General features: G+C 50.9%; 27 protein-coding genes. 5 read left to right on the top strand and 22 right to left on the bottom strand.

Annotated elements, in window-relative coordinates; all coding sequences use genetic code 11:
* Positions 1-19 precede the first annotated feature (19 nt).
* The 6 genes from motA to GS535_RS05500 all read right to left on the bottom strand — a co-directional run bounded on the left by motA (position 20) and on the right by GS535_RS05500 (position 6013).
* Complete coding sequence (gene motA / locus GS535_RS05525) at positions 20-883, bottom strand: flagellar motor stator protein MotA (protein ID WP_160791147.1); 864 nt, start codon at positions 881-883, stop codon at positions 20-22.
* A gap of 76 nt (positions 884-959) precedes the next feature.
* Entirely contained in the window at positions 960-2087 is a 1128-nt protein-coding gene (locus tag GS535_RS05520) for a flagellar motor protein MotB (protein WP_160791146.1), read from the bottom strand.
* Positions 2088-2138: 51 nt separating this feature from the next.
* A complete protein-coding gene (locus tag GS535_RS05515) occupies positions 2139-2912 on the bottom strand; it encodes a hypothetical protein (protein WP_160791145.1) in 774 nt (257 codons plus the stop codon).
* A 180-nt stretch (positions 2913-3092) separates the two neighbouring features.
* On the bottom strand, positions 3093-3560 hold the full coding sequence (locus tag GS535_RS05510) for a flagellar FliJ family protein (protein WP_018980937.1): 468 nt from the start codon (positions 3558-3560) through the stop codon (positions 3093-3095).
* 16 nt (positions 3561-3576) lie between these two features.
* Positions 3577-4965, bottom strand: a complete 1389-nt coding sequence (gene fliI, locus GS535_RS05505; protein WP_160791424.1) for a flagellar protein export ATPase FliI — start codon at positions 4963-4965, stop codon at positions 3577-3579.
* Between the two features lie 202 nt (positions 4966-5167).
* A complete protein-coding gene (locus tag GS535_RS05500) occupies positions 5168-6013 on the bottom strand; it encodes a DUF1217 domain-containing protein (RefSeq protein ID WP_160791144.1) in 846 nt (281 codons plus the stop codon).
* A 193-nt stretch (positions 6014-6206) separates the two neighbouring features.
* On the opposite strand from GS535_RS05500, the gene GS535_RS05495 reads away from it, so the two are divergent.
* Together GS535_RS05495 and GS535_RS05490 are read left to right on the top strand one after the other, a co-directional pair.
* Complete coding sequence (locus tag GS535_RS05495; protein ID WP_160791143.1) at positions 6207-6947, top strand: glycosyltransferase family 25 protein; 741 nt, start codon at positions 6207-6209, stop codon at positions 6945-6947.
* Entirely contained in the window at positions 6944-7408 is a 465-nt protein-coding gene (locus tag GS535_RS05490) for a hypothetical protein (RefSeq protein ID WP_160791142.1), read from the top strand. Before GS535_RS05495 ends, GS535_RS05490 begins: the two co-directional genes overlap by 4 nt.
* A 62-nt stretch (positions 7409-7470) precedes the next feature.
* Here the strand turns inward: GS535_RS05490 and GS535_RS05485 are convergent, their stop codons facing one another.
* The 3 genes from GS535_RS05485 to GS535_RS05475 all read right to left on the bottom strand — a co-directional run bounded on the left by GS535_RS05485 (position 7471) and on the right by GS535_RS05475 (position 9485).
* On the bottom strand, positions 7471-7983 hold the full coding sequence (locus tag GS535_RS05485) for a hypothetical protein (RefSeq protein ID WP_160791141.1): 513 nt from the start codon (positions 7981-7983) through the stop codon (positions 7471-7473).
* 9 nt (positions 7984-7992) lie between these two features.
* Positions 7993-8325, bottom strand: a complete 333-nt coding sequence (locus GS535_RS05480) for a rod-binding protein (protein ID WP_237442207.1) — start codon at positions 8323-8325, stop codon at positions 7993-7995.
* Between the two features lie 92 nt (positions 8326-8417).
* A complete protein-coding gene (locus GS535_RS05475) occupies positions 8418-9485 on the bottom strand; it encodes a flagellar basal body P-ring protein FlgI (protein ID WP_237442221.1) in 1068 nt (355 codons plus the stop codon).
* A 342-nt stretch (positions 9486-9827) separates the two neighbouring features.
* On the opposite strand from GS535_RS05475, the gene GS535_RS05470 reads away from it, so the two are divergent.
* Positions 9828-10697, top strand: a complete 870-nt coding sequence (locus GS535_RS05470; protein ID WP_160791140.1) for a transglycosylase SLT domain-containing protein — start codon at positions 9828-9830, stop codon at positions 10695-10697.
* Positions 10698-10752: 55 nt separating this feature from the next.
* On the opposite strand, the gene GS535_RS05465 is transcribed toward GS535_RS05470, so the two are convergent.
* Positions 10753-12351 carry a tetratricopeptide repeat protein gene (locus GS535_RS05465; RefSeq protein ID WP_160791139.1) on the bottom strand — a complete coding sequence of 533 codons (1599 nt, stop codon included), beginning with the start codon at positions 12349-12351 and terminating at the stop codon, positions 10753-10755.
* Between the two features lie 223 nt (positions 12352-12574).
* Here GS535_RS05465 and flhA point away from each other — a divergent pair, with 223 nt between their 5' ends.
* Both flhA and GS535_RS05455 read left to right on the top strand, forming a co-directional pair.
* Positions 12575-14782, top strand: a complete 2208-nt coding sequence (gene flhA, locus GS535_RS05460; RefSeq protein WP_202401514.1) for a flagellar biosynthesis protein FlhA — start codon at positions 12575-12577, stop codon at positions 14780-14782.
* 168 nt (positions 14783-14950) lie between these two features.
* Positions 14951-15703 carry a hypothetical protein gene (locus GS535_RS05455; RefSeq protein WP_160791138.1) on the top strand — a complete coding sequence of 251 codons (753 nt, stop codon included), beginning with the start codon at positions 14951-14953 and terminating at the stop codon, positions 15701-15703.
* Positions 15704-15727: 24 nt separating this feature from the next.
* On the opposite strand, the gene fliP is transcribed toward GS535_RS05455, so the two are convergent.
* From fliP to flgG, 12 genes are all read right to left on the bottom strand, one after another.
* The gene (fliP, locus tag GS535_RS05450) at positions 15728-16519 is read right to left on the bottom strand and encodes a flagellar type III secretion system pore protein FliP (protein WP_202401513.1); all 792 of its coding nucleotides are present in this window, start codon (positions 16517-16519) and stop codon (positions 15728-15730) included.
* Positions 16512-16859: a hypothetical protein gene (locus GS535_RS05445; protein WP_160791137.1), complete on the bottom strand. Its 348-nt coding sequence runs from the start codon at positions 16857-16859 to the stop codon at positions 16512-16514. Before GS535_RS05445 ends, fliP begins: the two co-directional genes overlap by 8 nt.
* Before the next feature lie 80 nt (positions 16860-16939).
* On the bottom strand, positions 16940-17302 hold the full coding sequence (fliN, locus tag GS535_RS05440) for a flagellar motor switch protein FliN (RefSeq protein WP_160791136.1): 363 nt from the start codon (positions 17300-17302) through the stop codon (positions 16940-16942).
* Positions 17303-17305: 3 nt separating this feature from the next.
* Entirely contained in the window at positions 17306-17974 is a 669-nt protein-coding gene (locus tag GS535_RS05435) for a hypothetical protein (protein ID WP_160791135.1), read from the bottom strand.
* A gap of 42 nt (positions 17975-18016) precedes the next feature.
* On the bottom strand, positions 18017-19117 hold the full coding sequence (locus GS535_RS05430) for a flagellar motor switch protein FliG (protein WP_160791134.1): 1101 nt from the start codon (positions 19115-19117) through the stop codon (positions 18017-18019).
* Between the two features lie 11 nt (positions 19118-19128).
* Positions 19129-20829, bottom strand: a complete 1701-nt coding sequence (gene fliF, locus GS535_RS05425; RefSeq protein WP_370518122.1) for a flagellar basal-body MS-ring/collar protein FliF — start codon at positions 20827-20829, stop codon at positions 19129-19131.
* A gap of 138 nt (positions 20830-20967) precedes the next feature.
* Positions 20968-21333: a hypothetical protein gene (locus tag GS535_RS05420; RefSeq protein ID WP_237442206.1), complete on the bottom strand. Its 366-nt coding sequence runs from the start codon at positions 21331-21333 to the stop codon at positions 20968-20970.
* A 10-nt stretch (positions 21334-21343) separates the two neighbouring features.
* On the bottom strand, positions 21344-22006 hold the full coding sequence (locus tag GS535_RS05415) for a MotE family protein (RefSeq protein WP_160791133.1): 663 nt from the start codon (positions 22004-22006) through the stop codon (positions 21344-21346).
* Positions 22007-22109: 103 nt separating this feature from the next.
* The gene (locus GS535_RS05410) at positions 22110-22727 is read right to left on the bottom strand and encodes a hypothetical protein (protein WP_160791132.1); all 618 of its coding nucleotides are present in this window, start codon (positions 22725-22727) and stop codon (positions 22110-22112) included.
* A 169-nt stretch (positions 22728-22896) separates the two neighbouring features.
* Positions 22897-23637, bottom strand: a complete 741-nt coding sequence (gene flgH, locus GS535_RS05405; protein WP_160791131.1) for a flagellar basal body L-ring protein FlgH — start codon at positions 23635-23637, stop codon at positions 22897-22899.
* Positions 23634-24668 carry a flagellar basal body P-ring formation chaperone FlgA gene (flgA, locus tag GS535_RS05400; RefSeq protein ID WP_160791418.1) on the bottom strand — a complete coding sequence of 345 codons (1035 nt, stop codon included), beginning with the start codon at positions 24666-24668 and terminating at the stop codon, positions 23634-23636. Before flgA ends, flgH begins: the two co-directional genes overlap by 4 nt.
* A 16-nt stretch (positions 24669-24684) precedes the next feature.
* Complete coding sequence (gene flgG, locus GS535_RS05395) at positions 24685-25473, bottom strand: flagellar basal-body rod protein FlgG (RefSeq protein ID WP_018980913.1); 789 nt, start codon at positions 25471-25473, stop codon at positions 24685-24687.
* Positions 25474-25692 lie beyond the last annotated feature (219 nt).

Raw genomic sequence — 25692 nt, 5'->3', positions numbered from 1 at the left:
GACCACCCCCTCTGAAGTCTTAGCGCGTAAGATCTGCAACCATTGAATCCACCTCAGAAAAGCCAGGCATAAATTCTTCTGGGATTTCCTTACGGCCTAGCTCAACACAGACCTGCGGTGGCTGCCCCTGCACAAAAGCCACCAACACTGTTCGGATAATATCATAATACTTGCTATCCGTTGTGACCACTGTTTTCATCTTTGCTGAAAGCGGGGCCACCACACCATAGGCAAGCAACACACCCAAGAAAGTTCCCACAAGGGCGCCACCAATCATCTCACCCAACACAGCAGGTGGCTTGCTTATGGCAGCCATAGTCTTGATCACCCCCAACACGGCCGCAACAATCCCCAGAGCAGGAAGCGCATCGGAAAGACTTTGCAAGCTTTCAGCCATATGAAGCTCTTCATGCAAACGCTTCTTCAACTCACGGGTCATCACCTCATCAAGTTGATAACCTTCATCCAAATTCATGCTGATAAGACGTAAATAGTCACAAATCAGATCACGCGTATGTGCATCATTTTGAATCGCTGGGGTTTCTGCGAAGATAGTACTTTCCATAGGGGTTTCAAAGTCATTCTCGAGCGAGACCATCCCTTTGGTATTAGCCTGCCGTAAAAGACGATATAATAAAGCAAGAAGATCAAGATAATTTTGTTTACTGTAGCGTGTCCCTTTTAGAACAAGCTTGAGATTCTTAGGAAGCTCCTTTAGCGCTGCGATACTATTGGACATGATAAAAACGCCAATAGCCGACCCAAGAATGGTTAACAGCTCAAACGGCATAGACGCAAACAAGGGAGCCAAGGCCCCCCCTGATGCTGCAAAGGAGCCAAAAACACACAAAAGCGCAAACACAAGGCCACCGATAAACAGCATCTCGATACCATCCCTTTCAAAGCACGCGCTCAAGCGCTCACTCTCATTAGTGCACAACCGCGTTATGCACCGTCAATCATTTATGCGCAGCATCCTGTGTCGCTCCATCACCACTCGGCTGTGGAGACGCTGACGCAAAGGAGGCCGGCAGCGGATAACGCCGATGAATAACCAAAACAATCCTGCGGTTTTCCGCCGCTTCAGGCTGTGATGGTACCGTTAAATTCCTATCGGCTTGCCCCGTAACACTTTCAATCTTACGGTCTGGGTAGCCTGCTCGCACGAGCACTTCCCGAGCTTTATCAGCGCGCATAGCTGATAATGTCCAGTTTGATAAGGCTCCATTGCTGGCAGATTTACGCGTATGATAGGGAACTCCATCCGTTTTGCCAATAATAGAGATATTTTCAGGCAATGTAGAAAGCCATTTCGCAATCTCTGTCAGCATCGCTACGCCGGCTTTATTAGGCGCGATGGCTCCCGTATTAAACATAGACTGATGTTCAGTATCCTGCATCTCAATACGGATTTCGTCCGACCCCACCTTAAACGATAGATTATTTTGATGGTCAGTAAGAGAATCGTTTTTCTTAACCTCTTCTTGCAACTGTTGAACCATCTCTTGCAGCTTACGGTTTTCATCAGCCGTTTGCTCAACACGGTCTGCATTTCCCTGCCCCACTTGTCCCTCTTTCTGCGATGCTCCACTTTGTGGGCCGCCTAAAGGGATCACTGCGGGGGGCTGTGGTGGAACATCAGCTTTAATTCCTTGAGAAAAGCTGTTCGTTGTTGACGGCAAAATACTCATCCCCATAGAGGTTGAGTTCTCTACACCATGTTGTTCATGCTCCGTCGCCTTAGTCTCTTCTTTCCCCTCTGCCTTACTCTCTTCCTTACCTTGCTCATCATTCGGCTCATGGTCGGAATCTTTCACGGTAGAGGATGGCGACGATACCGGAGAGGTTTTCTGAATCGACTGCGCAAAACTGGCTGTACCGGACTTATCAGCCATAGGATTAAAGAACAGCGCAATCCCGCGCCGTTGTTCATCAGTCGTCACGTTCAGAAGCCACATCAGCAAAAAGAACGCCATCATCGCCGTCATGAAGTCCGCATAAGCGACCTTCCATGCACCACCATGATGCCCATGACCACCCCCTTCTTCCCGCTTGATAATGATTGGGGAGTTGTTTTTATCAGCCATATTTGCGGTATCGTTCCATCAACAGTCTCTGGCACAGCGCCCCGAGGGCCATTAAGTCTTCAGGCGGTTATGAGCAATGCCAAGACGAACCGAAGGCATCCCCGTAAAGGACGCACGCCCCGCATGGGTCAACTCGAGCGAGGTATCCAGCCAGACCTCACCCCCTATATCGCGCCAACGCTTACAGAACGTGTAGTCCTCGCTTAAATACGTGCCTGTTTCAGGGTCGATACTCCCATCAAACAGGGCAAAACTCCGAATACCACTGCCATCATTGGGCGCATCAATACGCTTATACTCCGTTTCCGGATACGCTTTGATCATGCGTTCCACAGCCTTCCGGCTCACCATAAGAAAGCCGGTTCCCGCATAGTTACTTTCTACAAGCGGGCCCTTTTCTAGGCTCGTGTGCATCTGGGCTGTTTCACCCACATAGCGCAAAGACGCTGTTTGCTGACGTTCCCCAGCAAGGATGTTCTCTTTAGTTTTGGCGTCCCAAAAACGGTCACGCAACGGGTAAAGCCCCCCGACTACGTCCTTACCTGATTCAAAGAGCCGAGTTGGGGCATCCGCATGAAAACCGATATCAGCATCAACAAAAAGAATATGCGTGCAATCTGATTTAAAGAAAAAATTCGCGAGCAATGTATTCCGTGCACGCGTGATCATCGCATCATCGCCAATATGCATAATCGTCATGGGAATACTTTGCCCACCTGACGCATATCCAATAACGGAAAGCATATACTCCGTCGTGACCATACCGCCAAAGCATGGAGTAGCAAGGAGTATCTTGCCCGGAGGCGTATTGACTGTCTGTTCCATGACGTTCCTTGGCTAAAGCTGTTGTAAAAATTGATGGTAAGACCGCGCAACCATCCGCTTGACAGGCATCACGCTATCGATACCGGTCATAGAGCGCTTTCTCAAGAGCTCACATCGAAACCTTAAGATATTATCTCTGCTCGCTCTATTAAATACCTTTAGGCGTAGCGAGGGAAAAAATCAAAAAAACGTCTGCTCCAAATGCCGTCGAATGAAGGTTGTACGCGCAATATCATCAATATCCGCTTGTTCTTTGCGTTGGCGTTCCATGTCGAGTTCTGCATTGATCTCTTTGATCAATTTTCCTGTCGCCTCAAGCGCGGTATTGGTTTTCACCATCGCTTCACGCGCCATTTCTGTATGACGATGCGCTTCTTGTAGGGCGTTGTTTTTCTCTTCAATCTGCCGACGCGCTAGCGGGAGCCACTCTCTATAAGAGCGTTGTAAGTCCAGTTTTCGATTTTCATCGCTTTCTCCTTCAAAAGCAAAAAGCTTATTAGACACAATATCTTTTTCAATCCGTTCAATAGCCGCTTCAATAAGCTCCTCATCCTGCACACAACGCGCAAGATGGGCTCTCGCTTCATCGGCTTCTAAGTCTTGCAGCTTTTCGAGTGAATGAAGGGCCTTCAAACGTGCAGCACTCACGGTCTATTCTCCTCGATTATGAAGCCTGCGGCACAACCTCGCCACTCTCGCCAGTTTCCAGCACATGCTTTAACGCCTGAAAGCAGTCTTCCAAACCCATCATTTCCCCTTTGCGCTGGGTGATAAGCTGCTCAATCGCAGGCCCAATCTGAACGGCCTCATCAGCACTGGGGTCTGCTCCCTGCTTATACGCCCCTAAACGCACCAGATCTTTGACATCACCCCATGCCGCCAAAATACGCCGCGCCTTTTGGACAAGCGCATTCTCATCAGGAGATAAACATCCCGGCACAGAACGCGATAAAGATTTGAGCACGTCAATCGCAGGATAGCGTCCGGCTTCCGCAATATCACGCGCCATCACGATATGACCATCTAAAATGCCACGCACCGCATCGGCCACGGGCTCATTTTGGTCATCCCCCTCCACAAGAACGGAGAACACAGCCGTAATTTGCCCAGATTGGCCATTTTTTTGCAAAGGCCCCGGCCCCGCACGCTCCAGCAAGCGTGGTAATGTTGAAAAAACGCTAGGGGGATACCCACGCGTTGCGGGTGGCTCCCCAGCGGAGAGGCCAATCTCGCGCAACGCTTGGCAAAAACGCGTCACGCTATCCATCAGAAGCAATACAGACTTGCCTTGGTCACGAAAACGCTCCGCAGCAGCCAAGGCCGAATACGCCGCCTCACGCCGCATCAATGCTGATGTGTCCGACGTTGCCACCACCACGACAGACTTCGCCATACCATCAGGGCCCAGATCATCCTCGATGAACTCACGCACCTCGCGGCCACGTTCCCCGACCAGTGAGATCACCGCTACATCGCATTCGGTACTACGTACCAACATGCCCAAGAGGGTGGACTTCCCGACACCAGACCCCGCAAAAAGCCCTAATCGTTGCCCCTCACGGCATGTTGTGAAGAGATTCATTGCTTTAACGCCAAGGTCAATCCGTGGGCCAAGGCGCGCCCTTGTCGCCGCTTCTGGTGGCGATGCATGCAGCTTTTGCACCTCTCCACCCGGCAAAAGTGCTCCTTTCCCGTCTATCGGGCGGCCTGTCGGGTCTATAACCCGCCCCACCCAAGACTCATTAACCTGCAACACACCGCCGGATAACTTCTGGCGTTGTTGGCGGTCATAAAGTGAGAACGATACCTTGCAGCCCGCACCGATCCCTTCCATCGACCCATAGGGCATCACAATCGCGCAATGCTGCTTAAAGGCAACGACCTCGGCCATAATATCGCGACCATCAAGGGCCTTAATGACGACGCGATCCCCAATACCGGTGAAGTCCCGCATCCCGCTGACAGAAGCAGAAAGCCCGGAAATATCCAACACTTCCCCTTCTAACACACCAATAGGTACGCTCTCACGGGACGGCGCTATCACAGAAGACATGGAGCGCCACGCCTCTTGGGCACGACCATTATAGGCGGCCGCCTCCTCCCGTGCTGCCTGCACAGCGTGCTTAACCTCTTCCAGCGAAGGAGAAGGGAACGTGGGGGGAGTCTGCACCTGAACTCTTCCTTTACAATCGATCCGTTAAAAGGCCCGTGCTTGGGCCCATACCATTCTTTAACGGCTCGACGGGAGACCTCGTTTAAAAAAGACTGGCGAGCTGAGAGCCATAATCACTGTTACCGGACGTATCACCAAAGAGCGAAAGCACGCTATCACCATCCCCGCTGCCACCAAACAGATCCATCATCGTCGCAGGCTTGTCCGGTTTATTATATTCAGGATGGATCTGAAGTTGCGCCAAATACCGCTGCGCATAGCGATTGATCTGATCCGGCGTCTGTAGCTTGGAGAGGTCAACCTTGTTCGTGATGATACGCTTCTGCTGAGAGAAGTCGAGCGCACCGAATTGGTCTGGCTCGTAACCGCTGACAACCTCAGCCACTTTCAGTAAGGTTTTATCAGACATCAGCTGGTCGACAGTTTTGATCTTCCCACCCTGCATCTTGCGCGAGAAATACAGCGCATCTCCCACGCCATTCTTCTGCAGAGAATCACTCGTTTCATATTGCTGAAGCTGATAAGCTTTCGTCGTCAAATCGATCGACTCATTTGTAAAAGGCGTTGCATCCGCTGTACCCTTTCCTTTGCCAAGCGTAGAAAACGCATCAGCAAAAGAAAGCCAGCTCGCATTACCAGACTTCCCCGCAACAGAGGTCTTATCTGCCGGGTCTTGAGACAAAAGATCACGCTCCAATGCCGTCTGGTTTGCCATAGAGCTCAGATTATACGCCCCAAGTACAACCTGGTTAGACGCATAGTCTCCCATAAGCTGTTTGGTCGTTGTGATGTTGGGTGCGTTTTTCTGGAACGTATCAACGTTACGCTGGAGCGTTCTATTCTCTTTGAAATAGGTTTGCGCCGACGAAAGCTCGTTTTTCTGAGCATAGATAAACTGACCAACGGGAGAAAGACCACTGAGACTCATATCATTGCTCCAATACGTAACGACACATGCCGACTATCATGATGCATGGCCACCGTTTAAAGCACTCCCACATCGACACACATCATGGGAAGAATAACCTTAGCCATTGAACATCGCTAGAGACACATAGTACACTACAAGTAGTAACAAAAACATTGCAACGTTGCTTGCAAAAGTCAGTGCGGGAATGCCAATGCAGAAATATGTGATTAGCCTAGCGCGTACACCAGAACGTCTCGAACGCTTCCGCCGGGTGAATGCGCATGTACCCGACATTCTGCATGCTCCTGGCATTGATGGGTCAACGTTAGACCTCACCCAAGCTGCCGAGCAAGGTTTTGTGGATCATCATTGCCAGTTCACCAAAGGCGCTATTGGTTCAGGCATGACCCATGTTTCACTATGGGGCGCTACGGCTAAATACGGTAATCCCTCTCATATTTTTGAAGATGATGCCTTCCTCTGCCATAATTTTGAGGAAGAAAGCGATCGCGTTATCCGCTCCCTTCCAGATGATTGGGACATCATTTTATGGGGCAATAACTCCGACACCATCCTACATTACGACCTTTTGCCCGGCATTACAGATTGCGTTGCGCGTTTTTCAGAAGAAAAAGTACGCCGCGCTATTGAGACATTCCGTCATATGGACGTGGCCACCCTGCCCTTCCGCCTTCGCCAAACCTTTGGCATTTGTGGCTACTCAGTCTCTCCCAAAGGAGCCGTAGAGCTGATTAAACGGTGCCTGCCTTTTACCTCACCGCTCGTGACCTATCCGAGCATGGGGGGCAAAGTCCTCCAGGCAAGCAGCGTGGATCATCTCATGAACCAACATTATGCTGACCTTAAAGCCTATACCTGCATGCCACCTCTCGTACTGACAGATAACGTCCAAGCACGTAGCCTCAACCTAGCCTCTGGAGCGTCTTCATGAACGCTCCACGCGTCCGGTCTTTTTGGGCAGCTATCGGTAGCCTAGGCGCTGCCACACTCGCGAGCTGCACATCTCCTGCAGAGACCTATTTTGACAATGGGCAAGAGCTCGCTCGCGCGGGGTTCATCGCCCATGCAGCCGATACAACGGCACGCTATACGATGCTTAACCAACTCCCCCCTTCACGACTTACCTTTCGGCCTATCCCTGATGGGGGAAAGATTTACCTCTTTGCCGATCCTATTAGCTGCACCTGCGTCTATATGGGCAATGAAAGCTCGTATCAGAGGCTCATCCATACACCGAAGCTCAACCGTCGTTTCATGCGCACCATTCTCTCCCCCATTGAGATGGCGACTGAAAACCGGCAAAATACCGCCTCATGGGACTGGACAGCTTGGGCCCCCAGCGCTGATCCCGGTGCTAACCAGCCCAAACACGTTACTGGAGCTTCGTGGTAAATAACGAAGCGCCTTTTTTAACGGTGTAAGGCCTCCCTGCCCCTCTCCGGTGCAACGTGGCTTTACACTTTATTGTCGAGAGAAAAACTTGACCGAGATGAATCTTGGCCCGCCTGCCCAGTCTGGCCATAGCCGTGCTGGCTCTCTTCAAGAGCACTTTCAACCAAAATGCGCATAACGATATTTTGCGTTTCTAAAGCATGACGCAACAAAGCTTGGTTACGCTCCGCGACATCATCGAAATGCTGTTGCAATTCCCGCAACGGCTCCGCAGCTCCTTCAGGAAGCTGCCCTTTTTCTTTCACAGTCTCAATAAGCTGACCAAGCCGATTTATTGAGGCTGTTTTCTCAGGCAATAATGCCATAGCTTCAGCCATAGCATCATCCGATAGAAGGGCATTTTCACGCTCCATAAACGCAATGGCCTGCGAAAAAGCCTCTACAAGAGCGTCACGGGAGAGCTCTTCTCCTCCCCCATCCGCAACAACAGACGTTTGAGACGTGGCCTCCTGATGCTCTGCTGCAAAATGCTGCGTTGCACGCTTAACCACATCTCCTAAGCGAGGCATTTTCATCGCTTAATCCTATCGTGAGCCGTTACCAGAATGGCTCTGCATCTTCTGCATGGTCTGATAGACTTGGTGGGCAATCCCCACACCGCCATTCCGAGCGATCTGCTTCCCAAGCTCAAGCACTTGCAAAGAGCGGAATTGCTTTTCGGCTGACCCTCCCCCAAAAGGTTTGCCAGAGGTATCAACCGTTTCAAACATCGGTTGCATCATTTCCCCCAACGCCACGGCCTCAAAACCCTCTGCTCCTTGCTGGATCTTTTTATCCACTTGGGAGGCAGAAGGCGTCGTCGCACGCATTTGATGCTGAGCCGCTAAGGGAGCCGTCAGATGTGGAAACGAAACCAAAACACTACCCTATCTTGTCGAGATAATCTGCGCATCACATTACCACTCAGCATCCGCACCTGTCACGCTTTATCTCTTAAGCGCACGTGCCTTTAGCGCACTTCAAGCTCCGCCTGGAGCGCCCCGTCCGCCTTAATAGCTTGGAGGATACTAATCATATCACGAGGCCCAACGCCCAGAGCATTCATCCCCGTAACAAGGCTCGATAAAGAAGGGCCTTCTGGCAGAATGGCTATCTTATTTTTATTGTCCGTATCAACATTCACCTGCGTTTGCTGCACCACAGCTGTTTGCCCACCCGCCAACGGGTTCGGCTGCACAACTTGAGGGGTTGAAGCAATCTGGATGGTCAAATTCCCTTGGGCAACAGCCACCGTCGTGATCCGCACATTATCACCCATCACGATCGTTCCCGCCGCTTCATCCACAATGACTTTGGCCATGTTATCGGGAACCACTCTGAGATCCCCAATTTCATACAAAGCCTGCGCCGCATTACGCCCTGCCAAACGCACTGTCACCGTGCGTGGGTCTTCCACTGTCGCCGTTCTACGACCAAGGCGACGATTGATCACATCTGCAATACGGTTCGCTGTCGTAAAGTTCGGATTTTTAAGAGCGAGATGAATAATGCCACCCGCTCCCAATACGACTGGCACTTCTCGTTCCACAACAGCGCCGTTAGCAATATGGCCGCTCGTTGGCACGTTACGCACGGCCTCCGCAGCGGGGCCACGTGCGGAAAATGCATTTGTTACGAGAGACCCCTGCGCCACCGCGTACACTTCACCATCTGCCGCTTGCAACGGTGTTACGATCAGCGTCCCACCTGTTAAGCTTTGTGCATCACCAACCGCAGAAACCGTTACGTCAATCCGATTCCCACCATGAGCAAAAGGCGGCAACGTTGCCGTGACCATCACCGCCGCTGTATTATGTGTTTGAAGCTGAACAGCCTTGTCACGAATATTCACACCAAGACGATTAAGCATACCAATCAACGTTTCTCGGGTGAATAAGGTATTCGTCAAGCGGTCTCCTGTCCCGTTCAACCCTGCAACGAGACCATATCCGACCAATTGGTTGTCACGAATCCCTTCATAATCGACAATATCTTTAATACGCACCGTTTCTGCATGCGCAGGGAAAGGCCATGTCATCACACTCAACACAAACCCAACCAATACAAAAATCACGCTAAGCCCTCGGCCTGCGTGCTTCTTTGTCTTGTAAAGAGTCTGATCTTGGTGTTGTGCAACCTGCATAAAATGCCTTCTCCTGTCCGCCGCCCTGTGCTTTAGCAAAAAAAACATAAAAAAACATCTTTTTCATGCAAATGGATCAGCTTCCTCGGTCATGCTTTTTGCTTTGCTAGCGCTCTTTCATCCAAAAAATATTCTTATTAAAGAAAACAGAGTAATACGAATAACAACACAATCGCGATACGAAAGACGTTTGAAAATTATTGTCAGACCATGAGGAAAAAGCGTATAGAAACCCCTATGCACAGTCAGCTTTTGGTTTCCGCTTTGGCACGTACAATGTCGCGCCTTGTTGGTGCCTGCGCTTTTCTATGCGTGGGGCTCCTCTCGGGTGTGCACGCCTACGCAACAGCATCAGCGCCCTGCATGGCCGCGACAGCTCAAGTCGAACGTGCCTTGCAACTCCCTGATGGATTTCTCTCCGCTATCAGCCGTGTTGAGACAGGCCGCCCCCAAGCTGACGGGCGCCTCCTCGCTTGGCCGTGGAGCGTCAATGCTGGTGGCGTCGGCTATCAGTATCATTCCCTTCAAGAAGCGGTTGAAGCCGTCAAAAAGTTTCAGCAAGACGGGATTCAATCCATTGATGTAGGGTGCCTCCAAGTCAATATCATGCACCACCCAAACGCGTTTTCATCCCTTGACGCCGCGTTTGACCCCTATACGAACGCCCTTTATGCGGGACGTTTCCTCAAGCAAATGCACGACAAAACGGGAAGTTGGCCTCGTGCCGCAGCAGCCTATCACTCCCAAACCCCTTCAATTGGCGCTCCTTATCTTGACCATGTTCTCGCTGAATGGGCCGTTCCTCAAGACGGGCGTCCTTTAACGCCGCTCAAGACGATCCCACTCCATGCCACGTCTTTTTTCCGGAACAAGGCGCCATCCACACATCCTTTAGCGCCCCTTCAAGAGGTCAGAACGCCGGCGGCTCCTTCATCAACGCCTGATAGGCCACAGCGTGATTTTCATCCGTTCAAGGGGTTCCAACATTTTTCAGAACCCCCGAGCCATCCGCGCATGGCGGGCTCTCAACAAAGTCGTAATCTGGCCTCATATCGCAGGAACCCCGTGCGAATCGTTAATACAATGCCTTATCCTTCTTCCTACTAAATCATGAGATGGGCGGGCTTTTCATCGTCACACACAAGCCCGCCTCACACCCAGATCAGGACGAAGACGCAACGAGAGACCGTAGTGCCTCACCAATCTCATTAAGAACCGGCACAAAAGAACTTTCATGAGCCCGAAAGATACGTAGGGTCGGATACCATGCAGACTGTGTCCCCTCATCGCCCCAGCGCCAGCAGGAATCCCACCGATTAGCCAACCATACCGGGATACCTAACGCACCAGCGAGATGTAATGGCGCTGTATCAACCGAAATCACGAGATCAAGTGTTTTCATCAATGCCGCACAATCAGCCATATCAGTAACTTGATCCATCAGGTCATACACAGGCTGCGGCGTTCCCTCCGTAAGCTCTTGTCGAGGGTCCCCATATTGCAGAGAAAAGAAGTCTACCTCCGCAGGGGCCAGAGCGCCCATCATCTCCTGAAGGTTCGTTGAACGACGACGATCAGACGCGACATCACGTGCGAGGAAACGCTTTCCTCCAGCCCACACAAGCCCCACTCTTAAACGCCGCTTCCCATTTGTCGGTCTGCCCTCTTTTTCCAAACGCTCCGACACATGTCGCGCAAAAAGGGCTGCGTCCTGCTCTGGCACGGTCATATACGGTGCGAAGGGAGGAATATCCGCTTCCGCCTTCATCCCACAGATATAGGGGAGATCAGCAATCGGGCAGCCATAATGATACTGGCTCTGTGTTTGCGGTTCTGCCTCTACCTCATTACTTAATCGAACGTCCACCTCGGGGAAGCTCTGCCTGAGCAACCTTAGCAGCTGAAGAGGAACCGCAAGCGTAACGCGCGCACCTCGCGCTAAGATCTGTGGGAGGAAGCGAATGAACTGGATCGTATCACCTAAGCCTTGCTCTTGATAAAAGAGGATGTGCTTCCCTTCCAACGCCACATCCGGGGCCAAACGGTAGAGGTCTTTCACATACCAACAAGAAGGATTGATCACAAACGGGCTACGGAGCGCGTAACGTTGGAATCCTTCCTCAAAATGGCCAGCTTTCAGCAAACAAATCCCAAAACCAAACGAGATGAGCTCATGCGATGGCGCAAGATCAACACCCTTACGGTAATAAGCGATCGCTTCTTCCGAGCGATTAAGCCGCTCAAGAGCACACCCCATGTTATTATAAAGCGGGACAGACACAGGGCCCTCCGCCAACCAGCTCTCTAAAACCGTCTTGGCCTCTTCGGTGCGACCAGCCTCTAGTAAGCAGGCAGAGAGATGCTCCCCAACAGCAAGGCGATTTTGCTTAGGTGAGGCTTTCAAAACGTCCGCATAAAGACCCATGCTTTCATCATAATGACCCAGCGCCATGAGCTGGTCTGCCAAATGTAGCATAATATCGTAACGAACGGACGTTAAATGCTCGTCATTGACCTCTGGCAGAACGAGAAGCGCCTTACGCAAGATCGTCATCATGAGATGATGATGAGCGGTATGTTGCACCAAAACGCCATAGGCAGCCAACAACAGAATAACATCCGTCGTTTCGCAGCTCACCTGCCGGATAATATCCAGTGCATCCGCCTCTCTGTCATGAGAGTATAAAAAGTTACCCGCTTCTGTCAGATTTTCTGGGGTGAGATCATTCCACAGAGCCTTTTTCAATACATCAATGTCCAACCGACACACCCCTTCTGATCAATGAACAAGCACACTTGTCTGATATTTCTGCCACAGCTCCTCAAGATGTTTCAACTCAGAGCTCTAAAGAAGACATGCTGTGGGTTTTAACGCTTGATTGCCCTCTCTCCCATGCGTATTTTAAAAAACCTATCACAGATAACAGATAATCTAGGCTAAACGCGCTCAATACGCGTATCATAGCTTTATTGAGGGGACTCTCTTGGCGACATCCAGCAGACCGACAGACCAAAAAACCTCTTCGGCCGGAGCTGGTGCTTCTCTCGTTGCCACTATCAGGGCACGCCTTAATCAAGCCGTACATGTTTTTTCTAACCCCAAAGCTTTTTTCCAGCCGGGCGGGAAAGGGCTTACTGCTGTACGGTCAACCTTGCCGGGGACGGATATCCTCCTCGCTCTTGGCGTTATCCTCCTTATTTCCATTCTGATTGTCCCACTTCCAACATTTGTTTTGGACATTGGACTCTCTCTGTCTATCACATCATCTGTTCTCATTTTGATGGTGGCTCTTTTCTTAGAAACACCACTCGACTTCACCTCATTCCCTACCCTGCTACTTCTGACGACCATGTTCAGGTTGTCTCTGGAGGTCGCCACAACACGACTTATCCTCAGTCATGGGAATGAAGGCGCCTATGCAGCAGGGCATGTCGTTGCCTCCTTTGGTGGCTTCCTTATGGGCAATGACATCGTCATTGGAGGTATTGTTTTCTCCATTTTGATGGTCGTCAATTTTATGGTGATCACCAAAGGGTCAGGCCGTATTGCAGAAGTATCGGCACGCTTCTTCTTGGATTCCATGCCCGGGAAGCAGATGGCTATTGATGCTGACATCGCCTCCGGTGCCATGAACGAGAAAATGGCCCGTGCCAAACGTAAGGAGCTTGAAGCAGAAAGCTCTTTCTACGGCTCCATGGATGGTGCAGCTAAGTTTGTGCGTAATGATGCCATTGCAGGCATTATCATCACCGTCATCAATATCCTTGGGGGGCTAACGATTGGCGTGTTACGCCATGACATGCCGATTTCTGAAGCGGCGCAAACCTTTACCACCCTTACGATTGGTGATGGGCTCGTTTCCCAAATTCCGGCTCTTTTGGTGTCCTTAGCGGCTGGTATCGTCGTCACGAAGGGCGGCACAGATGGATCAGCGGACGTTACCTTGTTTCGCCAGCTTGGCGGGAGCGCCAAACCACTAGCCATTTCATCTATTCTTTCTGCAGGCTTTGCCTTTATGCCGGGTCTGCCCGCTTTCCCGTTTTTGCTCATTGCAGCCGTTGCTGGAGGAGGCGCTTGGTGGCGTTACAAGCAACCTCTGCAAGACGAAACTGCAGAAGATGCAACGCAAATTGAGCCTGCTCCTTCAGCTCAGCCCATTTCCGACTTGCTGCATGTTGATCTTCTCCGTCTGGAAATCGGTTACGGGTTATTACCCCTTGCCAGTGGGGAACATGCGCAAATTACAGAGCAAATCCGAGCACTTCGGCGCAAAATGGCTTCTGAAATGGGCTTCATCACACCATCAGTGCGTATTCAGGACAATATTCAGCTTCCAACAGACAAATATGTTATCAAACTCAAGGAAATTGAAATTGCTTCCGGCGAAGTGCGCCCTAACCGTCTTCTCGCTATTTGCCCATCGGGGATCGACCCTCATAACGCGCTTCCGGGCGAAGTCACCACGGAACCTTCCTTTGGTCTGCCCGCTATTTGGACGGAACCGACGTTAAAAATTCAAGCAACGAATGAAGGCTATACGGTGGTTGATCCCACCACGGTCATCATCACTCATTTAACGGAATCTATTAATCAAAATCTCGGTGAACTCCTCACCTACGCCGCCACGCAGCAACTTTTGGATGATCTCCCGAACGATCAACAACGCCTTGTGAGCGACCTGATCCCCTCGCAGGCATCACTCAGCACCATACAGCGCGTGTTGCAATCTTTGCTACAAGAGCGGATTTCCATTCGCGATCTCCCCACCATTCTGGAGAGCATTCAGGAAGGAAGTGCCCTAATTTCCAAGGGAATCAAGGCTCTGACCGCCCATGTGCGCGTCCGTCTTTCTCGGCAAATTTGCAGTAATTATGTCGGGCCGTCAGGGTGTATTTCCATGATTACACTCTCGCCAGAATGGGAAACCAAGCTGCTCAATAATATTGTTGGCCAAGGGGACGATCAAACGCTTGCTATGCCACCTAATATGCTGGATGAGTTTGTAAAATCTCTCCGTCGTGCCTTCGATCAAACGGCGAATATTGGTGAAACTCCAGTTATTGTCACCACATCAGGCACGCGTGATTCTGTGAGGATGATCATTGACCGTATTCGTCCGTCTATGGCCGTGATGGCACAAGCAGAAATTTACCCCCGCACGCGTATTCGAACCGTTGCTACAGTGACGTAACATCCCTCGCGTTCTTAACGTCATACCTCCTTATGATGTTCTCCTCCCTTCTTTCTTAAACGCCCATCTTCTCTTGAGAGCGGACGATACGTTATGATTGACAGAGCGAGACGGTTAAACCACACCGTTACCACGCACCGTCAGACGCTAATGCAACAGGATACGACCATGCCCTCATCGCCCGGTGCATCTCTGCCTCTCCCCAGTTTGAGTGTGGAAGATATCCTTCTGTGGCATTCAATCCCACGTCCCCTTGTTGCAGCGATGTCGGGCGGCACTCTAGAAGAAGGGCTTTGCAAAGCCATCGCTTTTGAGCGCCTTCCTATGACGCCCGGTCGCATCATCGCTCTTGGTGGGGCGCCTGGGTCTGGCAAGAGCCTTACCTTAGCCAAACTCGCCGCTCGTTACGCTCTTAAAGCCCAAAAATCAGAGGGGCGCCTCAAGAAACCGCTCGTCCTCGCATGCGACCACAACCCGGGAAGCTACGCCAAACTCGCCTCGGTTCTAACAGGGTATGATGTCGAGCTTGTCAAAGCGTATCATGGGATCGTCCCAACCGGCCTTGACCGTCAAGATCGTATGACCTTAGTGGATCTACCGGGAGTTTGTATCTATTCCCGCAGTGGCATGGCAGAGATGCAAGAAATTGTGGAACGCACAGGCGCCACCCTTTCTCTCGTCATTCCAGCTGGTATGGATCCAGAAGAAACAGCCGATATTGCTGACGCTTTCTACAAAAAAGGAGCGCGCACCCTCATTGCCAGCCGTCTTGAACAATCGGGACGTATTGGCGGCATCGTAACGGCTGCCGCCTGTGGCCTTACCCTCACTTATGGAAGTTTTTCGTCCAGTATCACGGCGGGCTTTACCCATCTCACACCGCAAATTTTGGCCAAAAGGCTTCTTATTCTGCCCACCTAAACGGTGAGACAGGGAGAGCAGCAGCTACCCCCCGCCAAAACTTCGTACTAGCCCACCAGACATCATCTGGAACCCATCAACCAACACGAAGAAAATAAGCTTAAAAGGCAGAGAAATAGTTGCTGGTGGCAACATCATCATTCCCAAGCTCATCAACACACTTGCGGTGACCAAGTCGATCACAAGGAAAGGAAGATACACGAGAAAGCCGATCTCAAAACCACGGCTTAACTCCCCCACCATAAAGGCAGGAACCAACACACGCCACGGCGTTTCTGACGGTGTGGCCACGGGCTTCACATTCGCCAAATGATAAAACGTTCCCAAATCATTCGGCCGCACATTTTTAAGCATAAAGGTACGGAAAGGTTCAGCAGACGCTTGCAACCCTGCAAGCTCCTCCACCTGCCCATCCATCAACGGCACAATCCCCTTGTCCCATGATTGCTCCAACGTTGGCTGCATCACGAAAAAAGTCAGAATGAGTGAAAGGGCAATCAACACCGTATTAGGCGGCGTGCCTTGCGCTCCAATCGCGCTGCGCAACAGAGAAAATGAGATGATAATACGCGTAAAAGCCGTCACCATGACCATCAGGCTCGGGGCAAGCGACAGCAGCGTAATTAAGGCCACCATCTGCACGAGGCGACTGGTCGTGCCAGCCTCCCCAATGCCACCGCCTTTGCCCATATCAAACGTGACGGATTGAGCCATTGCTGGATCCACCGCTATACAGCACGCCAACACAGCCACAGCGAGCAAAGCCCCACCCCATAGGATAGACCGCGTCCGCACGGGGCGCACCATGTTAAGCATGTGAACTATCCTTCTCCGGCACGTGCTCTGGCCCATCGTCATCACCTTGTTCACATGAAGGCGCGTGTTCGTCTTCATGGTCTAACCATCCAATACATACATCTGATGGCCCACCTGTCAGTATAACAGCTAAAGCCTTCTTCCCACTTGGTGCGTGCACAACCACGGATGTGAGACGACGTTTTGGGTCAAGCGCCACAACATCCAAAACAGCGAGAGAGCGAGGTGTTTCGGGCTTTTTCTGAAGCCATCGTGGCATTGCTCTTTTAAGACGCTCAGCAACCACCAGACATATGACAAGCAAACAAACCACCAATACTAAGGCAGCCAATGCGTTCATATGCAGTCCCATCACGGCTTTTAAAAAGCCTAGTGAGCCCTCTTGTCCATCTGTTGCCATCTCTCCCGCCGGACTGACCATCAAGGATTCGCAGAAGAGGCCATAATTTCCGTCATCGTAACGGCAATATTTTCATCTTCAATAATCGTGATTTCACCACGTGCGATTAAACGATCATTCGCGTAAATATCAATGGCTGACCCGAGCTTCTTATTCAACGATACGACAGCACCACGCCCTAAACGTACCAAATCACGCACAGGCATCTTCACGTCACCCACAACGGCCGTAATCTTAACGGGAACGTCAAAAATCGCTTCCCGATCAACCTCTTTGGTTTGTCCATCCGTTACAGGAGAAGCAGGCTTTTGAGCAGCGGTATCTTCCGCTTCTGACGTAAAATCCGAAAGGTCAACGCCTGACGGCTTTTCTGTCTCTGGCATTCTTTAAGTCCTCGTACGTGAGTTTTGTTGGCTCGTTTGGATAATCGTCCTGACAGATGAGAGAATTCTGTCACGTACAGCATTCACCCAGTCATTTTTATCCACCATGATCTGTGCATCTTTTGCGGAAAGCGTCGCCCGCCCCGTTGGTAACTCTGGATTAATCGCCATAGACACCCCCCGCACATCTTTCAAGACTGTTTTAAGGGAGGCGGCATCTTCTTTAGAACAAGCAAGTGTGACATCGCCCTCACATTCCCGTGCAAAAGCCTCGATATCCTTCACCATATCACGCCGTATGACATCACGCTTCAAGTCACCGGAAACGAGCTCTTTAACAACAGCATAAAGAGCTTCCGTGAAATAATCCGCCATGTGGTGCAAAAGCTCTGAACGATGTTCTCCTTCTTCTTGCACAACCGTCAATATTTGAGCGACTGATTGGGCCATCTTTTCCGAAAATTCAGCTTGAGCTTTTTCTTCGCCCGCTTGTTGACCTGCCCTGTAAGCCTCCGCTTTTAGCGCCTCAATCTCCTCCGGCTGCAAGCGTACAGAATGATCAATCTCAGGCTCTTCCTCAGGGGCATCAATCTGCTCCTCTTCAGCAGAAGCATTTTCTTCCTGAGTAAGCTGTGAGCCGAAGTCTTCAAGACGGTCTGCAAATGATGTCATGCCCCATCATATCCTAATCGAAGCGCATGCAGAGCACACGCTTTATTCAATAATTTCATCATCACCAGAGCTCGGCGATAGGTCAATTTCTCCATCATTTGCCAAGTCTTTAATAAAGGAAATGAGAGACATCTGGGCCGCTTCGGCATCACGCATACGCACAGCTCCCAAGCCCGAAATTTCATCAGCAAGGATACCAGACGAGCGCTTAGACATGCAGTCAAAAAAGAGCTTCCGAATATTCGGGTTAGCCCCTTTAAGCGCCAACGGCATCTTGGACTTCGCTTCACCGTCACGATTAATGGCCGCCACAACCGTCATCATATCATCCGGTGTGAGGCGCTTGATATCATCAAAGGTGAATTTCAGCTTGTTCACCTTCTCCATATCATCAACGCTACGCTCACCGAGACGCTCTGTAAGGCTTGCCTCTGTTTTGCGGTCAAAGTTATTATACACTTCCGCCACAAAAGCGTAGCTGTCCCGCTTTGTCGAGCGCCCAAAAGCGCTAATGAGCTCTCGCCTCAATGTCGTTTCCAGACTTTCTAGGACATCACGACTAACAGGTGTCATATGCAGCATACGGACAATAATATCCGTCGCGAAATCTTCAGGGAAAAGCGTTAAAACACGTGCCACATGGGATGGGGCAATATAGCTGAGAATAACGGCCACTGTCTGCGGCTGCTCTCCACGGAGATAATTCGCCAAAGCCGTTTCGGGCATATTGCCCATTTTCGTCCACACATTGCGCCCTGAAGGACCACGGATGTCCTCCATGATCTTCTCTACTTCCTCAGCTGGCAGAGCGCGCCGTAGATATTCTTCGGTTGTCTCAAGTCCTCCTACCAGACCATCAGACACATTAGAGCTGCGTGAGAACTCATGGCATACGGCTTCAACCGTTTCGGCCTTCACCATACCCAAAGAAGACATCGCCATCGAAATATCACGCACTTCATCTTCCTGAAGCGCTTTCAAAATAGCCGATGAGCGTTCCTGACCAATCGCCAGCATTAAAATAGCGGCTTTTTGCTTCCCCGTTAACGAATCTGCCGCCTTAACCTCCTCCGCAGCAACAGCTGGAGGTACCGGGACTGGATCAGACGGAGGCACGGCTCCTTCAATATTTTCAGCCATCATCTCCTCCCTTCTTAACTCGCAGACATTTTCTTAGAGGTCGGATCCGGTTGTGCAAGCCAGTTCCTCACAATCATGATTGTTTCTTCGGGATTTTCTTCAACCTTCTGGGCGACTTTGTTGAGTGCCTCACGGCGCATCTCACCCTCAACGCCATCAACAGAGACTTTCTCAGGCCCACCAACCCCAGTCATGGATGCCACAGCAGCCCCGGCACGTGCAGCCATATCCCCTGCAGAAGAAGAGCTTTCCCCTTCGTTCCCTTCTTTGCCACGCCGCAAAATTGGACGCAGCAGCATAAAGGCCGCCCCAACGATCAGCAGGATCGGGATAACCCACTTCGCCACATAAATGGCCATATCTTTACTAAAGAACGACGTAGAATCCTGCGGAAAATCAGCCCCAGAACCAAGCTTAAAGGGCATTGACACGATATTGACCGCATCTCCACGCTCTTTGTCATACCCAACAACAGTCTGCACAAGACCCGTTAAGCGCTTGATTTGGTCATCATCCAGCGGCCGCCACACAGGCTTCCCGTCTTTACCCATCGTCGATGTGCCATCCACCATCACCGCTAGGCTAATACGTGACACACGCGGGCGGGTTTGGTTGACAATACGCGTTCTTTTACCAATCTCGTAATTATTCGTCTCTTCGACACGATCATCACTAGAGCCGCTTTTATTGTTTTGCCCTGCATTAGCATTGGGCAAGTTATTCGATGTGCTAGAGTTCTGACCGGATTCCGTATTGACGCTCTTGTCAGTATTGGACGTCTGTGACCGCAACACTTGCTGATTAGGATCGTACGATTCCTCTGTTTCACGGACAACATCGCTATTCATCGTCACAGCGGCACGCGCGCGTACATGCCCCATTCCCAAAGTAGACGATAAGAGATCTTCTACAGCTTGCGATAGGCGCTGCTCTTCTGAATGCCGCTGTTTTTCAAGCGATGATTCTTGCTCAGCCAAACTATCCGGGTCACTCGGCTTAGCAAGCACATCACCACGCGTATCAACGATAGAAATGCTCCGTGGTTGCAGCCCTGGAACAGCGGCAGCCACTAAGTTCTGAATCGCCATAATCGCATCGGGAGACACAATCCCAACACGCCCGACATCTAAGATCACACTCGCCTGAGACGGATTCGTTTGTGTAGAAAACAGGTCACGATGAGGCAGAACCAGATGCACACGAACATTACGCACCCCATGAACGAGACGGATAGAGCGCTCTAGCTCTCCTTCCATCGCACGCGTTTCATCGATCCCTTGCTCAAATTGCGTGCTCGTGAGTGTCCCACTTTTGTCAAACAGCTCATACCCAACAGCCCCACCACTCGGCAAACCCGATTTAGCAAGCAACAAGCGGGCATTTGCCACAGTATCTTTAGGCACGTAGATACTACGACCATCAGGGCCCATGCTGGTCGAAATATGCGCTTTATTAAGGTCATCGACCATCTGAGCCGCTTCATTAAGCTCTAGGTCACCATAAAGCAGCGCCTTCTGCTCAAATCCACCACGAAAGACCAGTACGCCAAGAGCACCCAGAAGAAGCGCAGCAACCACGCCCAATGCAATAAGTCTTGTGCGTCCAAGACCTTTAAGGCCTGCTAAAATCTTCTGCATACAGAGGCTGTCTATCCACTCAATCTCAATTACAGAAACGCCACCAATAATCGCATCGTTCGACCGTTGCGATGGCACTCACTCACACAACACAGCGACTTATGTTCAGTTCCTCATAACATAGAAACAGTGATGGTGAGAAAAAAAGTCACTTCTCATTAAACAAACGCCAGTGCGGCGGATGGGTTTATACTAAAACCATACTTTCTTAAAGCCTCAAGGTGGTAGATATTGGCTTGTTGGGGGAACCTTGCCTCTAGGGGCATCCAATCTATTCGCATTTTGATCCTGCGTTAGTCCTCTTGGGCCCTCGTACGTCTCTGCAGCCATATTCGGTGTTAAATCTGGTCGCGCCCAGCAATCCACGCCATTCCAGCTTTTGGTACAATAAGGCTGTGGCGGTGTCGTCCTTTCGACAGGAGCGCACCAATCATCACCCTCCGCCAAATAGCCAGCACTGCATTCACGCCCCGATAGCTTCCGCGCAATATAATCGGGAGCACATGCGGATAGCAGCATCCCTCCCCCAATCAATACAGCCCCAAGCCTTACCATGCGCAACACCATCACAGATTGCCTCATATTGCTCATCCTATTGCCGCGACGGCAGGAAAGGGGTGCTTCCAGACGAAGACTTCTGCTGCGCGCTATAAGAAGCCCCCGGCGGGAGAGTGATCAGCACTCCTCCGGGCCCATTTTCCTCCACAACACCTGCACCCTTCTGGTGGAAACGACGCACTCCCACCAAATACTGCGAAACCATATTAACACGATCACGTGACATCTGTGCCATAATCGCTGAAAGCTTACGCGTATTCATCGCAGCGGAAATCGCCACAAGAACGTGAGGATCCATCACGTTAAAAACCGCCGCCGCATCACGTGGACGCATATTCTCGTAAATGCCCACTAAACGCTGCGTCGCATTTCGGTCTAAAAGCTGTTTATTATCCAGATCATTTGACGAGAGTGACATCGACTCATGCACAGTCCGTGCATGAAGTGCGAGTGCCTTCCGGGCTGCATCCAAAATTCGCTTCTGGTCTTCTATATCCTGAAAAGACCCAGCGTCACCATCATCTTGATGCGTTTGCTGCCCATCAGGCTTCGGAACCTCCGACGCGGGCTTTACAGGAGACGCAAGCTCGGCCTTCGCTCTATCAGCCTCTTGCCCAGAGTCAGCCCAAGCATGGTGACCAAAGCAGAGAGTAGCGCCTATCATACAGGTCATCATGACGCCCAACCGGCGATTCATGCGGCAGTAATGCCTTATGAAGGCCTTGTTTGTTATCACGCTACTCTCACCTCTTGCGCTTGCTTTGCTAGATCATCAATGAGCACAACCCTCAAAAGAGGCCTTAGTCACCTAACGGGATCTCAACCTCGGCTGCATCATCAATGTCATACCCTCCCTTAGCACTCGCCTCATGGGACGCACTGCCATAGGACGTTCCACCAGAGCCATGCGTGCTGCCCGAAGAGCCATTATCGTGAGATGTTTTTTCATGCTCAGAAGAGCCACCTGAAGAGAATGACTTAGAAGAGGATGAAGAATCCTGCTCCTCACGCTCTTTCTTCTCAGAAGGAGCACTGGCACTAGGAGTAGAACGAGAAGCACCCTGAGACCGCACAACAGCGATCTTCACATCACCTTCAAAATGCGCATTTTCGTCAATCGCACAACCTGTCGGATTGCTCATTTCAATCATGCAGTCTGAAATGCGCGCGCTTGCACCTGCAGACAGACGACCAGCCCGGAAGGTCATCTGAGAAGCCTGACCTTCAATGATAATGGTCTCAGCCTCAGCCACACCATCCGTCATGCGTCCTGTTTCCGCCACGACGAGCTGCTCGGTTTTAATATCAGAGCGTTCAACAACACCGGCAATCGTTAGAGAACCAGCGGCTGTCCCATGTAAATCGCCAGCAACCAGACCCTGTGGAATAAACCCTTCGGCATTTTTATCGTCACTCATCAAAGCTTCCAATCCTTCAAAAGGCCGCGCACACAACACCCAACGGCCTGGCCACTATTTAACACTCTTCACAGGCATATATCCTAAATGGATACCCTCGCTCAATGCCACGATGAACGCTTAAAAACCATTGTAAAACAGAATCGACCTCTTGCACCACCATCCGTCATCAGAATGGCAACACATTATCCATTATCTGCTGCCCCAAACGTGGTTGCTGGCGCTGCATTAATTGGCCACGACCGCCATAGGAAATACGTGCTTCTGCAATGCGATCATGCGTGACAACATTATCCTCAGAAATATCCTGTGGCCGGACAACACCGCTCAGAACAAGCTGCCGTAGTTCGCCATTCACACGCACCTCTTGCCGCGCAACGATCACAAAATTACCGTTTGGCAGAACCTGCGTAATCACACCAGCAAGCGTCATGGTGACTGTGTCAACACGACGGATCGTCCCAGCGCCATTCACAGCATTAGAGCTGCTCGTGTTGAGCGCATCGGCTTGGGTGATATGCGACATAAACTTGCCTTTGAAGCCAAAAAAGCTCGGCACGCCAAAATCTTCAGACCCGCTTCCAGAGGCTGTTAGGTTGTTCGTCACATTCGCGTTGTCAGCCACTTCTACCTTCACAGTGAGAAGGTCTCCAGCCTGAGCGGCGCGTTGGTCTTTAAAGAAGGCTCGGCTCCCCGGACGCCACAAGCTGCCTGCTTCTGTCGGTGGAGCCTGAAGAGGCGGCATTGGCATTGTAATAGGGCGATAGTCTGGCGCAAGCGTTGGGTCTGCCGTTTTAGTCATACGGGGTGGATGGCCCATCTCACTCAATGAACCAGCCCCCATGCACCCCCCTACACTGACCAGCGTAAAGAGCGACATCCATCGCACCGCTTTGAAAGATACGTTCATTCTCTTCTGCCGCCATTGGTCGTCATAATTGCCATACCAAAACGCTTCACTTCTGGCGAGTTTGCAGGCAACGCTGTTGACGTTGCATCCACATTAACCTCTCCAGCCGCATTCACTTTACCAGAAACCACCATCCGACTTCCAAGATTCAGCGCATGGACATATTGCCCACTTCCCCCTTCTTCTAAAGCACGCCCCGTAGCGGTTAAACGGATGCCCGGCACTGTGTACGTAATTAAGACGGGGTCACCTTGATGCACCAAAATGGCACGACGTAAATCCATTGTTTTCACAGCTTGGCCAGCCGCGACTGCATGAGAAAGGGCCATCCCTACAATCGTATTCGGATCCGGCAAAGCTTGTGGAGACGCCGGGAGTTCCCCTGAATAAGACGGGTCTAGGTGCATATCACTATCTTGCATAATATGACCCGCTGGCAGAGAATCATTATACACAACGACCGATTGCGTTATTCGAATGGTTCCACGCACAGGAAAAGAATCAACCAACGGATCTCCCGTCGGGTGAGAAAGATAGGCGGTCGTCGTAAAACGACCAGAACGCTTATCCCAACTAATTTCTGAAAGCGTTACGGGGTCTTTGTCATCAAACGCAACCGTGACAGAGTGGAAGTTGGAAATGTTCACCACAAATCCACCCGCATTCTCATTGAGGGCAATACTGCGCTTCACCAAATGGGCAAAATAATCACGCCCTAGCACGCGCCCTGCCCGTGTCACGAGAACATTGACGGAGGACGACTGATCTTCCCACTCAACGCCATATTGGTCAGCAATCGCGATGAGCTGATAGCCTCCGATCTGAATGGTCTTACCGGGTGCTGGCGCTGGCCCTAGAACACGATCTTGCCCTGGCTCAAGCCCATCAAAAAGGTCTGACAAAGAAACCACATCACCCGATATTTTTACCGAAGGGCGCACAGTAGCAGCCTGTGCAATATCTGCACAAAAGCAGGACAACACCCACATGCCGAACGCTATAAAAGCGTATGTAACCCCTCGGTAAGGCATCAACTCTCTTATCTCTTTACTTCAAGTTCGTCAGTGTCTGTAGCATTTCATCTGACGCGGTAATGGCCTTACTGTTCATCTCATAAGCTCGCTGCGCTGTAATCAGATTCGTAATCTCATTGACAGCATTCACAGCCGATTCCTCTACAAAACCTTGGCGAATATCACCAAACCCCGTACTCGTTGGATTTCCGTTAATCGGATCACCAGACGACGTTGTTTCAGTGAACAAGTTTTGCCCCATGGCGGCCAACCCGTTTTCGTTCTGGAAGTTTGTCAGCTGTAGCTGGCCCGCAACCTGCGCATTCGCCTGACCGGACAGCGTGTATTGCACCTGTCCAGTCTGATCGACTGTAATATTTTCCGCATTATTGGGAACCGAAATGTTCGGCGTTACGGGATACCCATCCGCCGTGACGATCGTCCCATCTTGGGACAGAGAAAAAGTCCCATCGCGCGTATAGGCATATTGCCCTGATGGCAGAAGAATACGGAAATACCCCCGCCCTTCGACCGCTAGATCCAGCGCATTTCCTGTCTGGCGCAATGACCCCTGCTCATTAATGCGATAGATCGCTGCTGTGCGAACACCCAATCCAACCTGCGCCCCAGCTGGCACACGATAGCCTGTATCGGAACTCATCGTACCAACACGCCGCAAATCTTGATACATCAAGTCCTGGAATTCAGCACGACGCCTTTTATACCCTGTCGTCGTCATATTCGCGATATTGTGCGAAATCGTGTCAACATTTGTCGACTGGGCTTGCATACCTGTGGAAGCGATATCGAGGGATCGCAGCATGGACGTGGAATTCCTTCAGTTTGGAACATCAACCAACAGGCCACCCTATCGTATTGATACAGTGAGAAGGCTTTGCCCGCTGGCACGCTTTATTAAGGTGATTTATACTTTCGTGAGAGATACGGACTAGAACAGCATTATGCAAGATATTTCTTATCACATCAGGAAACAGTGCAGGCCGCTCTATTTTATGGTCACACTGGGGACACCTCTTACTCC

The organism is Saccharibacter sp. EH611, from assembly GCF_009834765.1.
Taxonomy (GTDB): Bacteria; Pseudomonadota; Alphaproteobacteria; order Acetobacterales; family Acetobacteraceae; genus Saccharibacter.
The sequence above is the reverse complement of the archived record's forward strand: the minus strand, read 5'-3'. Positions and strand labels throughout refer to the sequence as shown.

Bases quoted from the DNA above. Each gene is read 5' to 3' on its own strand.
- motA (WP_160791147.1), bottom strand. From the start codon at position 883: ATGCTGTTTATCGGTGGCCTTGTGTTTGCGCTTTTGTGTGTTTTTGGC.
- GS535_RS05520 (WP_160791146.1), bottom strand. From the start codon at position 2,087: ATGGCTGATAAAAACAACTCCCCAATCATTATCAAGCGGGAAGAAGGG.
- GS535_RS05515 (WP_160791145.1), bottom strand. From the start codon at position 2,912: ATGGAACAGACAGTCAATACGCCTCCGGGCAAGATACTCCTTGCTACT.
- fliI (WP_160791424.1), bottom strand. From the start codon at position 4,965: ATGTCTTCTGTGATAGCGCCGTCCCGTGAGAGCGTACCTATTGGTGTG.
- GS535_RS05500 (WP_160791144.1), bottom strand. From the start codon at position 6,013: ATGAGTCTCAGTGGTCTTTCTCCCGTTGGTCAGTTTATCTATGCTCAG.
- GS535_RS05495 (WP_160791143.1), top strand. From the start codon at position 6,207: ATGCAGAAATATGTGATTAGCCTAGCGCGTACACCAGAACGTCTCGAA.
- GS535_RS05490 (WP_160791142.1), top strand. From the start codon at position 6,944: ATGAACGCTCCACGCGTCCGGTCTTTTTGGGCAGCTATCGGTAGCCTA.
- GS535_RS05485 (WP_160791141.1), bottom strand. From the start codon at position 7,983: ATGAAAATGCCTCGCTTAGGAGATGTGGTTAAGCGTGCAACGCAGCAT.
- GS535_RS05475 (WP_237442221.1), bottom strand. From the start codon at position 9,485: ATGACATGGCCTTTCCCTGCGCATGCAGAAACGGTGCGTATTAAAGAT.
- GS535_RS05470 (WP_160791140.1), top strand. From the start codon at position 9,828: ATGCACAGTCAGCTTTTGGTTTCCGCTTTGGCACGTACAATGTCGCGC.
- GS535_RS05455 (WP_160791138.1), top strand. From the start codon at position 14,951: ATGCCCTCATCGCCCGGTGCATCTCTGCCTCTCCCCAGTTTGAGTGTG.
- fliP (WP_202401513.1), bottom strand. From the start codon at position 16,519: ATGCTTAACATGGTGCGCCCCGTGCGGACGCGGTCTATCCTATGGGGT.
- GS535_RS05445 (WP_160791137.1), bottom strand. From the start codon at position 16,859: ATGAACGCATTGGCTGCCTTAGTATTGGTGGTTTGTTTGCTTGTCATA.
- fliN (WP_160791136.1), bottom strand. From the start codon at position 17,302: ATGCCAGAGACAGAAAAGCCGTCAGGCGTTGACCTTTCGGATTTTACG.
- GS535_RS05435 (WP_160791135.1), bottom strand. From the start codon at position 17,974: ATGACATCATTTGCAGACCGTCTTGAAGACTTCGGCTCACAGCTTACT.
- GS535_RS05430 (WP_160791134.1), bottom strand. From the start codon at position 19,117: ATGATGGCTGAAAATATTGAAGGAGCCGTGCCTCCGTCTGATCCAGTC.
- GS535_RS05420 (WP_237442206.1), bottom strand. From the start codon at position 21,333: ATGAGGCAATCTGTGATGGTGTTGCGCATGGTAAGGCTTGGGGCTGTA.
- GS535_RS05415 (WP_160791133.1), bottom strand. From the start codon at position 22,006: ATGAATCGCCGGTTGGGCGTCATGATGACCTGTATGATAGGCGCTACT.
- GS535_RS05410 (WP_160791132.1), bottom strand. From the start codon at position 22,727: ATGAGTGACGATAAAAATGCCGAAGGGTTTATTCCACAGGGTCTGGTT.
- flgH (WP_160791131.1), bottom strand. From the start codon at position 23,637: ATGAACGTATCTTTCAAAGCGGTGCGATGGATGTCGCTCTTTACGCTG.
- flgA (WP_160791418.1), bottom strand. From the start codon at position 24,668: ATGCCTTACCGAGGGGTTACATACGCTTTTATAGCGTTCGGCATGTGG.
- flgG (WP_018980913.1), bottom strand. From the start codon at position 25,473: ATGCTGCGATCCCTCGATATCGCTTCCACAGGTATGCAAGCCCAGTCG.